General features: G+C 72.2%; 12 protein-coding genes, 2 tRNA genes, 1 pseudogene and 1 riboswitch. Of the genes and pseudogenes, 5 read left to right on the plus strand and 10 right to left on the minus strand.

The annotated features are described in order from the left end of the window. Positions 1-59 precede the first annotated feature (59 nt). The 3 genes from ACIRDU_RS11805 to ACIRDU_RS11815 all read right to left on the minus strand — a co-directional run bounded on the left by ACIRDU_RS11805 (position 60) and on the right by ACIRDU_RS11815 (position 2,822). Positions 60-1,094 (minus strand): M23 family metallopeptidase, encoded by a 1,035-nt coding sequence (locus ACIRDU_RS11805; protein ID WP_403577451.1) that lies wholly within the window; start codon positions 1,092-1,094, stop codon positions 60-62. An 11-nt stretch (positions 1,095-1,105) separates the two neighbouring features. Further along, positions 1,106-1,262: riboswitch (cyclic di-AMP (ydaO/yuaA leader) on the minus strand. A gap of 287 nt (positions 1,263-1,549) precedes the next feature. Then, positions 1,550-1,623, minus strand: a tRNA-Met gene (locus ACIRDU_RS11810). A 68-nt stretch (positions 1,624-1,691) separates the two neighbouring features. Continuing rightward, complete coding sequence (locus ACIRDU_RS11815) at positions 1,692-2,822, minus strand: dihydrofolate reductase family protein (protein ID WP_403577454.1); 1,131 nt, start codon at positions 2,820-2,822, stop codon at positions 1,692-1,694. A gap of 77 nt (positions 2,823-2,899) precedes the next feature. Between ACIRDU_RS11815 and ACIRDU_RS11820 the strand changes: the two genes are divergently transcribed. The 3 genes from ACIRDU_RS11820 (at position 2,900) to ACIRDU_RS11830 (ending at position 4,829) form a co-directional block, all read left to right on the plus strand. Further along, entirely contained in the window at positions 2,900-3,415 is a 516-nt protein-coding gene (locus tag ACIRDU_RS11820; RefSeq protein WP_403577457.1) for a MarR family winged helix-turn-helix transcriptional regulator, read from the plus strand. Between the two features lie 154 nt (positions 3,416-3,569). Beyond that, on the plus strand, positions 3,570-4,211 hold the full coding sequence (ribA, locus tag ACIRDU_RS11825; RefSeq protein ID WP_403577460.1) for a GTP cyclohydrolase II: 642 nt from the start codon (positions 3,570-3,572) through the stop codon (positions 4,209-4,211). A 117-nt stretch (positions 4,212-4,328) separates the two neighbouring features. Next, complete coding sequence (locus ACIRDU_RS11830; RefSeq protein WP_403577462.1) at positions 4,329-4,829, plus strand: MarR family winged helix-turn-helix transcriptional regulator; 501 nt, start codon at positions 4,329-4,331, stop codon at positions 4,827-4,829. 86 nt (positions 4,830-4,915) lie between these two features. Here the strand turns inward: ACIRDU_RS11830 and ACIRDU_RS11835 are convergent, their stop codons facing one another. The 5 genes from ACIRDU_RS11835 to ACIRDU_RS11855 form a co-directional block, all read right to left on the minus strand. Beyond that, the gene (locus tag ACIRDU_RS11835; protein ID WP_403577465.1) at positions 4,916-5,986 is read right to left on the minus strand and encodes a SpoIIE family protein phosphatase; all 1,071 of its coding nucleotides are present in this window, start codon (positions 5,984-5,986) and stop codon (positions 4,916-4,918) included. Next, positions 5,986-6,429: an anti-sigma regulatory factor gene (locus tag ACIRDU_RS11840; RefSeq protein WP_403578956.1), complete on the minus strand. Its 444-nt coding sequence runs from the start codon at positions 6,427-6,429 to the stop codon at positions 5,986-5,988. Before ACIRDU_RS11840 ends, ACIRDU_RS11835 begins: the two co-directional genes overlap by 1 nt. Then, positions 6,429-6,794 carry an STAS domain-containing protein gene (locus tag ACIRDU_RS11845; RefSeq protein WP_403577468.1) on the minus strand — a complete coding sequence of 122 codons (366 nt, stop codon included), beginning with the start codon at positions 6,792-6,794 and terminating at the stop codon, positions 6,429-6,431. Before ACIRDU_RS11845 ends, ACIRDU_RS11840 begins: the two co-directional genes overlap by 1 nt. A gap of 44 nt (positions 6,795-6,838) precedes the next feature. After that, complete coding sequence (locus ACIRDU_RS11850; RefSeq protein WP_403577470.1) at positions 6,839-7,750, minus strand: STAS domain-containing protein; 912 nt, start codon at positions 7,748-7,750, stop codon at positions 6,839-6,841. Between the two features lie 145 nt (positions 7,751-7,895). Next, a complete protein-coding gene (locus ACIRDU_RS11855; protein ID WP_403577473.1) occupies positions 7,896-9,068 on the minus strand; it encodes a PP2C family protein-serine/threonine phosphatase in 1,173 nt (390 codons plus the stop codon). A 136-nt stretch (positions 9,069-9,204) separates the two neighbouring features. Here ACIRDU_RS11855 and ACIRDU_RS11860 point away from each other — a divergent pair, with 136 nt between their 5' ends. Next, the gene (locus ACIRDU_RS11860; protein ID WP_403577476.1) at positions 9,205-9,699 is read left to right on the plus strand and encodes a MarR family transcriptional regulator; all 495 of its coding nucleotides are present in this window, start codon (positions 9,205-9,207) and stop codon (positions 9,697-9,699) included. Between the two features lie 330 nt (positions 9,700-10,029). Then, complete coding sequence (locus ACIRDU_RS11865; protein WP_403577478.1) at positions 10,030-10,890, plus strand: RNA polymerase sigma factor SigF; 861 nt, start codon at positions 10,030-10,032, stop codon at positions 10,888-10,890. Positions 10,891-10,951: 61 nt separating this feature from the next. Here the strand turns inward: ACIRDU_RS11865 and ACIRDU_RS11870 are convergent. Together ACIRDU_RS11870 and ACIRDU_RS11875 are read right to left on the minus strand one after the other, a co-directional pair. Beyond that, positions 10,952-11,024 (minus strand) — tRNA-Lys (locus ACIRDU_RS11870). Positions 11,025-11,229: 205 nt separating this feature from the next. Further along, positions 11,230-11,471, minus strand: a pseudogene (locus ACIRDU_RS11875) (RNA helicase); the annotation flags it as partial.

The following is an 11,471-nucleotide window of genomic DNA, read 5'->3' on the forward strand; positions in this document are numbered from 1 at the left end:
GGCCCTGACGTCGGGGGGTCGTCGTCAGGGCCGCCGGTGCTGCAACGGGTGTCTTCCGCTTACGGGTTCAGCCCCTTGCCCCGCAGCCACGCCATCGGGTCGATGCCGCTCGCGGAGCCGCCGGAGTGGACCTCCAGGTGGAGGTGCGCCCCGGTGACGTTGCCGGTGGCGCCCACACGGCCGATGACGTCGCCCGTGCTGACCTTCTGGCCGACGCTGACGCCGATGGAGGACTGGTGCGCGTACCAGATCTCGGTGCCGTCATCGAGGGTGAGGACCGTCTTGTAGCCGTACGAGCCGTTCCAGCCCGCCTCGGTGATGGTGCCGCTGTGCACGGCCTTGATCGGCGTGCCCGTGGGGGCGGCGAAGTCCAGTCCGGTGTGGTAACCGGAGGACCAGTAGGCGCCGGCCTGGCCGAAGCTGGAGGTGATGGTGTACGAGGAGGTCGGCAGCGTGAACTGCTTGGCGAGAGCGGCGAGCCGCTCGGCCTCGGCCTTCTTCCTGGCCTCCGCCTCCGCCTTCTTCTTGGCTTCGGCGGCCTTGGCCTTGGCTTCCTTCTCCGCCTTGGCGACGGCTTCCGCGGCTGCCTTCTCGGCGGCGGCCGCGGCGTCCTGGGCGGCCTTGGTCTCGATCTGGTCCTGCTGGTGCTCGACCTGCGCCATGATCCGGGCGCGCAGCGCCTCGCCGGCGCCGGCGTCGGAGGTGGCCTGTTCGGTGTCCGCCGTGGCGGAGCCGAGGCTGCTGAGCGGGGTGGCGGAACCTTCGGGGGTGTCGTCGTCCGAGATGAGGGAACCCACCGAGGGCAGGTCCGGCACGGAGATGGACACCGGAGGCTTGCCGGTCTGGGCACTGGCCATGCCGCCGGCGCCCACGGCGGCTATGACGCCGACGCCCAGGACGGTGGAGCTGCGGGCGAGGCCTCCGCCGCGCTGCTTGGTGACGCGATGCCGGCCACGGACGGGACGGATGGACTCCTCGGTGGGGTTCCACTCCTGGAACGGGCCCTCGTCGGTGCGCTGACCGCCGTAGCCGAAGGTGTCGGTGTCGCGCTTCGGCGCGAACGGGGCCGCGGGGGCAGGCCGGTTGGACGCCACGTGGGCGTGCTCCTTTCCTTCCTTCTCGCCTACCGGGTTAGCTGACGGGTTCGGAGCAGGAAGGTCTCCTACGCGCGTATACCTGCCGTGCTTCCACGGCGGTATCCGCCCGATTCACCCCAAGTGGTGGTTCCCCGGTTCCCTTGCGGGATTCGGCGCGTGCGCACGGAGCCGCCTTCTGTGACGGCTGGGACGACCGCGCTGCGTTATCGAACGTTAATAGACGCGCGAGGGGTATTCCAGCGATTCCACTTGATCATTAACCTTTTTCACGCGGACTTACCTGCCATGACCGGCTTAAATCGGGCGAGTTGACCGCTTCGCAAGTGACTGACGAGTTTTGACGATGCGTCAGTTGTGCTGCGGAACGGGGTGATTCGCTCACCGACGGTAATGGATACCGGGGAATGCACCGAGGGCCGGAATCCTTTTGGATTCCGGCCCTCGGCCTTCAGTAGCGGGGACAGGATTTGAACCTGCGACCTCTGGGTTATGAGCCCAGCGAGCTACCGAGCTGCTCCACCCCGCGTCGTTGTGACACCAGTGTACGCCATCCGCGGGACACCTCGCGCACACCCACCGCTCGCCCGCTCCGGGTCACCTCAGCAGGTGGCGGTTCGGGGCCTTGGCCCGCTCCTCGTGCTCCGGGAGGACGAGGACGTCCACGCCCGCGGCCGCGAGGAGGCCGCTGCCGTCGGCGTCCGTCACGAAGGTGTCCGGCTCGCGCCAGGCCGTGACGACCCGTCGTACGCCCGCGTCGAGGATCAGCCGGGCGCAGGGCGCGGGGCGGGAGGCACGTCGGGCGCAGGGCTCCAGGCTGCTGTACACCGTCGCGCCGGCGAGCCTCGGATCGGCCGGGTCGATCTTGGCCAGGGCCGCCTCCTCGGCGTGCACGACCGGATCACCGGCCTCGCGGGAGTGGCCGCGGGCCAGTTCCGTGCCGTCGGCGGCGACCACCACCGCGCCCACGCTGAACGCCGTGTCCGACGGCGGGCAGCGGTCGGCCAGTTCGCAGGCGCGGGCCAGCCAGTGGTGGTCGGCGGCGGTGGGCAGGGCGCCGGTGCCCGGGGCGGTCGGCTCGTAGCGCATCAGGACGACGTCCTCGATCCGCTGCGACTCCAGCAGCCGGAGGCGGCCGCCCTGGTAGCCGCCGGGGCCGAAGAGCCGGGGTGCCCGGGGGTCGCCCACGAAGAGCGGGGCGAGGACCAGCTGGAGTTCGTCGGCGAGGCCCTGGGTGAGGAGCTGGGTGTGGATCAGGCCGCCGCCTTCGACCATGAGCCGCCGGACGCCCCGGACGTCGTGCAGGTGCGTCAGGAGCCGCCGCCAGTCGAGGCCGGCGCCGAGCGGGACGACGTCGGTGGCGAGACCGAGGGCACGGGCGCGTTCGGCGCCCCGGTCGGTGGTGTAGAGGACCTTCTCGCCGCCGGTGTGCCAGAAGCGGGCGTCCGGGTCGAGGTCGCCGGAGCCGCTGACGGTGACCTTCAGGGGGTACTCCGGTTTCCCGGCGGCCGTGCGGGCGGCCCGGCGCTCGTCGGAGTTCACCAGGAGCCGCGGGTTGTCGGCGCGGATGGTGCCGGCGCCGATCAGGATCGCGTCGACGGAGGCCCGGACCTCGTCGACCCGGTCGAAGTCGGCCGGGCTCGACAGGAGCAGGCGGTCGGGTCCGGTGTCGTCCAGGTAGCCGTCGAGGGAGACGGCGGCGGACAGCAGGACGTACGGGTGAGGCATCGACGCTCCGCGGCTGGTCGGGACGGCGGGACTGTGCAGGGCTTGGTTCAAGTTTGAAACAAACCTACACTGGCGGCATGACGACTCGCTGGCTCACCCCCGAGGAGCAGCGCGCCTGGCGCGCCTACATCGCCGCCTCGCTGCTCCTGGAGGATGCGATCGACCGGCAGCTCCAGCAGGACGCCGGCATGCCGCACCTGTACTACTCCATCCTGTCCGTCCTGTCGGAGTCCCCGGAACGGCGGCTGCGCATGACCGATCTCGCCGAGCGGCTGAAGATCACGCGCAGCCGGCTGACGTACGCGGTGACGCGGCTGGAGAAGGACGGCATGCTGCGGCGTGAGGCCTGCCGGTACGACAAGCGGGGCAGCATCGCGGCGCTGACCGACGAGGGGTTCGCCGTGCTGGAGCGCGCGGCGCCCGGGCATGCCGAGACCGTGCGGAGCGTTGTGTTCGACCGGCTCAGCGCGGAGCAGGTGGGGCAGCTGGAGGAGATCTCGGCGGCGATCGCACAGGGCCTCCAGGAGGACGGGGCGCGGCCGGCGGCGGACGACGTGCCGTGGCGGCGGAGGTCGTCGTCGGCCTGTTCGTGACGCGCGCCACATCGCCCCGCCGTTTCATTGCTTCAAATTTCAAGCACGAGTAGGGTTCCGGACGTGGATCTGCTTCAAATCTGAAGCAGATCCGGCAAGCAGATCCGAGCAGACGGCTGTGCAGCCGAACAGGAACGGAACCCGGAGGCCCCGCATGCCCGACACCCCCGCCGTCATCGCCACCCCCCGCTCCCGCGTCCGGGTCCCGCTGCGCTTCCACGACGGGTACGAGGCCGACGCCGAGATCGTCACCTTCCACGGACTGGCCGACGGCCGTGAGCACGTCGCCGTCGTCCTGGGCGAGCCCGGCCCGGTCCCGCTGGTGCGGCTGCACTCCGAGTGCCTGACCGGGGACGTGTTCGGCTCCGCCCGCTGCGACTGCGGCCCGCAGCTGCGCGAGGCGGTCGAACGCATAGCCGAGCGCGGCGGCGTGCTCCTCTACCTCCGCCAGGAGGGCCGGGGCATCGGCCTCTACAACAAGCTCGACGCGTACGCCCTCCAGGACGAGGGGCTCGACACGTACGAGGCGAACGCGGCCCTGGGGCTGCCCGAGGACGCCCGCGACTACACGGCGGCGGCCCAGATGCTCCGGGCCCTGGGCATCGGCGAGCTGGACCTGCTCTCCAACAACCCCGACAAGGCGGGCCAGTTGCGGTCCCTGGGCGTCGGCGTCCGCGACCGCGTTCCCACGGGCGTCTTCACGACCGCCCACAACGTCCGCTACCTGCGCGCGAAGGTCCTCCAGACCCAGCACACGCTGCCGCTCGCCGCGCTGACGGAACTCAGCGCCGGCTGAGCCGCCCCGGTCCGGCCGGGCACAGAACCGGGCTGCTTGCCCCTCGGTTCACCGGGTACAGCCTTTGGAAGAGGGCGACCTCATCAGTACCCGGAGCTTTATGGAAGTGACCGTTTCGTGACCGATCTCGGCGGCCCCGGCGACCACCGGGCGAGGGGACCGGGCGATGGCCCGGAGGCCGTCGCATCGCAGATCGCCGATGCCGTGGAGAGTCTGACGGCGCTGTGGTCGTTCGCCGCCCAGGAGGCGTCCCTGCGCCTGTCCCCGCACCAGCTGCGGGCGCTGCGCACCGTGCAGGCGGCGCCCGGCCTGAACCTGACGGCCCTGGCGGAGGGCCTGGACATCGGCCTCCCCACGGCCAGCCGTCTCTGCGACCGCCTGGCGGCGGCCGGACTGCTGGAACGGGCCCCGCATCCCGACACCCGCCGCGAGGTGCAACTGTGGCTCACCGCACACGGGCGGCATGTGCTGGGGGACGTCGCCGGCCGCCGGGCCCGGGCCCTGGCCGCCGCGCTGGCGGCGATGGAACCGGCGGAACGGGCGGCACTGCGCAGGGGATTGCGGGGATTCCTTGCGGCCCAGGACACGGTGGTTCCGGGCGGCGACGGGACCGAGTGAGTTCCGGGCGGCGGACGATCGTCCCGCCGGTGAACCTGCGCCCACGAGTCCCCCGGCAGCGCCGATCGCCCGCCCCGCAACGCCCGTCAGGTGCCCGAGCCATGACGGCTCACGCCGCCGGCGGTCAGTACCGCCACGCAGGTGTCGTCCCGCGTCGGCCGGGCCGCGCTCCCCGCGTCGCGGAGCACCACCGCGGCCGCCACCGCCGGGTCGCAGCCGGGGAGTACGCCGTCGTCGGGCGGCGTCCATCGGCTGGGCAGACCGTCGCTGTGCAGGACCAGCAGGCTGTCGGCGTGCCAGGGCATCCGCTGCACGGGCACGGACGCCGGGGCCTGCGCGCCCACGATGCCGGGGTGGGACAGCATCGCCTTCCATGTGCCGTCGGTCCGCAGCCGGGCGCCGACGTTGCCGATCCCGGCGAAGCTCAACTCCCCGGCCCGCACGTCGAGCTGGGCCACGGCGACGGCCGCGCCCCGGGTGGGTCGCAGGGCCCGGCCCAGACTCCGCAGGATCTCGACGGGCGGCAGCTCGGCCAAGCCGCGCAGCTCCTTCACCGCCGCCATGGAGGCCTCGGCCGCCTTCGCCCCGTGACCGAGCCCGTCGGCGAGCAGCAGGGTCAGACGGTCGCCGCCGCGCACCCGGCCCCAGGCGTCCCCGGACTGCTCGGCCCTGCCGAGGGGGACGTTGACACCCCCGGCGCGCGGCCCCGGCGGGGGCGGCCCCTGGTTGCGGACGGCGGGCTCGTGCCCGATCCGGGCCATCACGACGGTGCCCCGGCCGGGAGCGCTGTGCAGATCGAAGTCGTTCGCTATGCGCCGGCACGTGCCGAGCCCGGCGCCCAGCGAGGCGGCGACGGTGGTGGTGTAGCCGTCGCGCATCGCCGCAGCGACGTCGGGGATGCCGGGGCCGTGGTCGACCGAGACGAGCTGCACGGTCGGCCGGTGGCCGTCGTCGTGCGCGCGCTCGACGAGGTTGATCAGCACCCGCCCGCCGCCCGCGTGCCGCAGCAGGTTGGTCGCCAGCTCCGTCGCCACGAGCGCGGCGGTCGCCATGCGGTTCGGGGGCAGGCCGGCGCAGGCGCCGGCCTCCTCGGCCGCCACCCGGACGTCCCGCACCCGGGTCGAGTCGTCCACCGGCACGTCCCAGACCCTGCTCATCACGGCACCGTCCTTGAGGGCGGCACGACGGTGGCCCAGGCGGTGACGGTGACGGTGGTCCCCTCACCGGGCCGGCTGTCCACCTCGAACTCCTGCACCAGCCGCTTGGCCCCGCTCAGGCCGAGCCCGAGCCCGCCGCCGCTGGTGTAGCCGTCGGTCAGCGCCTGGTCCAGGTCGCGGATGCCGGGCCCGGTGTCGACGAAGGCCAGCCGCAGCCCCTTCGACTGCCCCATGGCCAGCGGAGTGAGCTGCACATGGCCGCCCCCGCCGTGGACGAGGGTGTTGCGGGCCAGTTCGCTCGCCGCGGTGACGAGCTTGGTCTGCTGCACCAGCCCGAAACCGAGCTCGGCGGCGGCCTGCCGGACCTGCTGGCGCACCCACGCCAGATCCGCGTCCGAGCCGATCGGCAGGGTGGCCGGACCGGCATGGCGGGAAGTCTGCATCATGGACTCCCCTCGCCCCGGCGCGTGGTCACGCCGAGCATCTCCATCGCCCGTTCGACGTCCAGGGCCGTCCGCATGCCGGGCAGGGTGAGTCCCAGCTCGACCAGGGTGATCGCCACCGCCGGGCGCATCCCGGCCAGCACCGTACGGGCCGCCAGCAGTTTGGCCCCGGCGGCGATCTCGGCGAGGACCCGGCCCAGGAACGAGTCGACGATCTCCACACCGGAGATGTCGATCACGACCCCGGACACCCGGGTGTGCGAGATCCGGGCCGTGATGTCCTGCTGGAGCTGCTCGGCCATCCCGTCGTGCAGCTCCCCCTGGAGGGTGACCAGCAGGACGTCGCCCAGTTGGAGGACCGGCACGGTGAAGCCGTGTCCTCCCAGCGACCCGTGTCCCGCCGACCCGGTCACCGCGTGCCCGCGTCCGCCGCCGCGCCGGCCGCCCGCAGCGGCGCGATCTCGACCCCCTGCTGGCTGAGCGCGTAGGCGAGCGCGTCCTCCAGGCTGGAGCGGGTGAGCACCGTGCCGAGGTCGATGCCCAGGTGGACGATGGTCTGCGCGATCGCGGGCCGGATGCCGGAGACGATGCACTCGGCGCCCATCAGCCGGGCCGCCGCCACGGTCTTCATCAGGTGCTGGGCGACCAGCGAGTCGACCGTCGGCACGCCGGTGATGTCGAGGATGGCGTACCGGGCGCGCTCGGCGACGATCGCGTCCAGCAGGCTCTCCATGACCACCTGGCTGCGCGCGCTGTCCAGAGTGCCGATCAGCGGCACGGCGACGGTGCTCTCCCAGAGCTTGATCACCGGGGTGGCCACCTCGTGCAGCTGCTCGCGCTGCCGGGCGATCAGCTCCTCGCCCGCGCTGACCGTCGTCTCCATCACGACCAGGCGCAGCGTGCCCATGAGCACGGTCAGCGCCACCACGGCCTCCTGGGCCTCGGGGGCGTACGGCTCCGGGAACTCGGCGCGCAGCAGCTCGGTCACCGGCTCGCGCAGGGCGGCCACCTCGCGGGCGACCCCGTCCGGGTCCCTTCCGGTGCGGGCCCGGGAGGCCGCCATCCGCCCCAGCTGGTCGCGCACGGCCTCGAACCCGGACGCCCGGATGTCGTCCGGCCGCCCGGAGGCGGCCACCGCCGCCAGCGCCGCGACCACGGCCCTGCCCGCTTCCACGGCCTCGTCCCGGGACACGGTGAACACTGTGCGGAACAGCGCCGCGTCCGCCCACCGTTGGGCGATCTGCTCCCGGCGCCGTTCCAGGAACGCGCTCACCTGGAATGCGGCCGGCTCCTGTTCCGCGTTCTCTTCCGACACCGACACTTGCATCGCTCCTTTGCACGGGCCGGACCGAGGTCGCACGACGGCGCCTCAGCCGTTAGTTGCCGTATGACAAACATTAGTGCCGACCTGCAGCACTACCAAACAACTGCCTACCGATGCCCCCGACCTGCGCCTTCCCCCTCCCTTACCGGCCACGCCAGTCCAGACACACCACGAGGGCGTCGTCGTCCGGGGTGGACGGGCCGCGGTGGCCCGTCAGTTCGCGCAGGACGGCCCGGGGCACCTCGGCGGCCGGCAGCAGCCGGGTCGACTGGATCGCCCGGGCCAGGGCGGCGTCCCCGTACGCCACGCCGCCCGGGGAGGCGACGTCGTACACCCCGTCACTGACGAAGACCAAGCGGTCGCCGGGCTCGGCCTGAAACTCCTGGACCACGTAGTCGGTCTCCTCGAACATGCCGAGCGGCAGCTGGGCATCGAAGGGCACCCGCTCCACCGCGCCCCGGCGCAGCCGCAGCATCTGCGGCGACCCGGCGTCCACCGCCCGGACCCGCCCGGTGGCCAGCTCGAAGTCCAGCATCAGCACGGAGAGGTAGCAGCGGCCCCGGTAGTGGGCGTACACGGCCTGGTCGGCCAGGGCCGCCTGGTCGTCGATGGGCAGCCCGGCCCGGCGCGCGTTGCGCAGGGCGTTGATCGCCAGGTTCGTCAGCAGGGAGGCCTCGATGCCCTCACCCATGCCGTTGGTGACGTAGAGGCTGAGCCGGTCGGCCGTGGCGGACCAGTCGAAGTTGTCGCCGAAGATCGCGTACGCCGGTTCCAGCTGCGCGCCCAGCTCGTACTCGGGGCGGGTGCAGGAGCGGCCCGGCAGCAGCTGCCACTGCATCTCGGCGGCCAGCGTGAGCCGGTCCCGGCGCCGCGCCTGGAGATACAGGTCGGTGTCCCGCTCGGCCACGACGACCTCGTGCCCGAGCACCTCGGCGATCTCGGCCAGCTCGCCCAGGCTGCCGTCGGCGTGCTCGCCGCCCGGCAGGGTCACGGTCAGCACGCCGAGGCGGTCGCCGCGCACGGTGACGGGCAGATGCGCCCGTACGAGGTCGCCCGAACAGGTTTCCACGTACGGCTCCTGCGCACCGAAGGCCCGGCCCGCCGGGCTGCTGTGCACGGACACCGGCTGGAGGGTGTGCGGCAGCTCGGACACCGGCTGAAGCACCGTCAGTCCGTAGTCGGCCAGGAAAAGCTCGACGGAGTCCGCCGCGTACTGATCGGTCAGTACACGACGGACCGCGTCCAGCAGTTGGTGGGGCGCCGCCGTGCGCAGGGCGCGCTCGGCGGCCACGAATCTGCTCGTGAGCGTGGTCACGGTGGTCTGTTCACCATCCTCGGTGGGACGTCGACGCGTCCTCGGAAACGGTCCTTGCCTGCGGGCCGGGAATCGGGTCCCGGGCGGCTCACATCGCGCCTAGTACGCTGACGGCCATCCCGGTGCCTGCGAGAGTGTGACTGTGACTTCCCTGCGACCCCGCCCTGAGCCAGCAGAGGTCTCCCGTGTGACCTCCACGGCCGCGGAGTTGCTGGAAGTCCTGTGGGGCCGCGCCTCGACCGCGCCGGCCTCCGCGTCCCAGCTGCGGGTGCTGCTCATCCTCGAACACCACGAGGGCATCAACCTGCGCACGCTCGCCGACTCCCTCGCCTCCACGCCGCCCTCGACCAGCCGGCTGTGCGACCGGTTGCAGGCGGCCGGGTTCGTCGAGCGGGAGGTGAGTCCGGCCGACCGGCGCGAGGTCCGGCTGCACCTCAGCGGCCGGGGCCGCACCTTCCTCGCCGACCTGCGCGTACGCCGGGAGCAGGCGCTGCGCGCGGTGCTCGACCAGATGCCGGCGGCGAAGCGGGCGGCGCTGCTGCAGGGTCTCGAGGCGTTCTGCGACGCGGCGGCGGCCCAGATACACGACGACTCCGAAGACTCCCGCTCGTCCGGCACCCGGACTGCCTGAACGACCCGCCGCGCACGGAGTCGGTCCTTCCGGTCCCTTCCCCGAACACGTTCGGCACGCCTAGGCTGTTGCCCTCCACCTATAGTTGTCAAACGACAACTGTCCGCTCCGCGAACCCCTTGTCTTTCTCCTGCGCACCCCACCGCCCACCCTCCCTGCCCGTACCGTCGCAGCACAGGTCCGGGTACCCCGCCACCGCCTCGACCTGCGCCGACTGTGGTCAACGTCTCGCCGGGGCAGGTACGGGGCATGAGCCGGGCGAGGGCGGGTAGCGGCGCTGGAGGTGGCCTGTCGGGGGATCGGAGCGGGCCGGAACGAGAGGGAGGGCCCGTGACGGCGACCATGCGCATCGGCACGACGACGGATTCCGCCACCCACACCGGTGAGGAGCTGCCGCAGATCGCCGAGCCCCAGAAGCTCGCCCCGCAGGACGCACGCGGGCTGACCGGCCAGTTCCTCGACCGGCTCGCCGTGCTCGAGGAAGGCACGCCCGAATACCAGTACGCCCGCAACACGCTCATCGAGATGAACATGTCTCTGGTGCGCTTCGCGGCCCGCCGGTTCCGCACCAGCGGCCAGTCGATGGAGGACATCGTCCAGGTCGGCGTCATCGGGCTGATCAAGGCCATCGACCGGTTCGAGGTCTCCCGCGAGGTGCAGTTCACCAGCTTCGCGGTGCCGTACATCATCGGCGAGATCAAGCGGTTCTTCCGTGACACGTCCTGGGCCGTGCACGTACCGCGCCGCCTGCAGGAGGCCCGCACGGAACTCGCCAAGGCCACCGAGGAACTGTCCTCCCGCCTCGGCCGCGCGCCGAAGGTGGCCGAACTGGCGACCCTGATGAACCTGTCGGAGGAGGAGGTCGTCGAGGCCCAGATCGCGGCCAACGGCTACCTGTCCTCCTCCCTCGACGCGACCGTCACCGGCGACCCGGACGAGAGCGACACGACACTGTCGCAGTTCATCGGCGAGGAGGACCCGGCCCTCGAACTCGTCGAGGACTTCCACGCCCTGGCCCCCCTCGTCGCCGAACTCGACGAACGCCAGCGCCTCATCCTCCACCTGCGCTTCGTGGAGGAACTGACCCAGGCGGAGATCGGCGCCCGGCTCGGCATCTCGCAGATGCACGTGTCCCGGCTGATCTCGCGCACCGTGGCACGGCTGCGGTCGGGGATGCTGACCACCGGCTGACCCCGCCCCCGCAAACGACAAGAGCCCCGGCCCGGAGACGATCCGGACCGGGGCTTCCTTGTAGGCCCTGTGGGACTCGAACCCACAACCAATGGATTAAAAGTCCACTGCTCTGCCAATTGAGCTAAGGGCCCAGGCGATGTTGCCCCCACGAGCATAGCCCGACGACGCCGAGTCTCCGATCGGGTATCGGCGTCCCGGCCCTGCCGGAGGGACGAACAGGGCCGATGAGGGCCATGGATCGACCGGTTCGGGCGTGTCCGTGCAGCCCGCCGCAACGACGAAGCGCCGTGGCCCGCCCGTTCGGACGGGAGCCACGGCGCTCCTCATGCGTTGATGTCAGCCGTTGCGCTTCCAGCGCGGCTTGTCCTCGCGGCGCTGGAACGAGCCGCCGGTGCGGTGGTCGTCACGACGGCCGGAGGGGCGGTCGTGACCGGAGGAGCGGAAACCGGGGCGGTCGCCCTGACGGTCGCGGTTGAAGGGGCGGTCGCTGCCACGGTGCCCACCGCGCTCGTCCCGGCGCTCGAAGGAACGGCCCGGACGGTCGTCCCGGCGGAAACCGCCGCCACGGCTGTCGTCAC

Source organism: Streptomyces sp. NPDC093598, from assembly GCF_044764825.1.
Taxonomy (GTDB): domain Bacteria; phylum Actinomycetota; class Actinomycetes; order Streptomycetales; family Streptomycetaceae; genus Streptomyces.

Bases quoted from the DNA above. Each gene is read 5' to 3' on its own strand.
- ACIRDU_RS11820 (WP_403577457.1), top strand. From the start codon at position 2,900: ATGACGACTCGCTGGCTCACCCCCGAGGAGCAGCGCGCCTGGCGCGCC.
- ribA (WP_403577460.1), top strand. From the start codon at position 3,570: ATGCCCGACACCCCCGCCGTCATCGCCACCCCCCGCTCCCGCGTCCGG.
- ACIRDU_RS11840 (WP_403578956.1), bottom strand. From the start codon at position 6,429: ATGCAGACTTCCCGCCATGCCGGTCCGGCCACCCTGCCGATCGGCTCG.
- ACIRDU_RS11835 (WP_403577465.1), bottom strand. From the start codon at position 5,986: ATGAGCAGGGTCTGGGACGTGCCGGTGGACGACTCGACCCGGGTGCGG.
- ACIRDU_RS11815 (WP_403577454.1), bottom strand. From the start codon at position 2,822: ATGCCTCACCCGTACGTCCTGCTGTCCGCCGCCGTCTCCCTCGACGGC.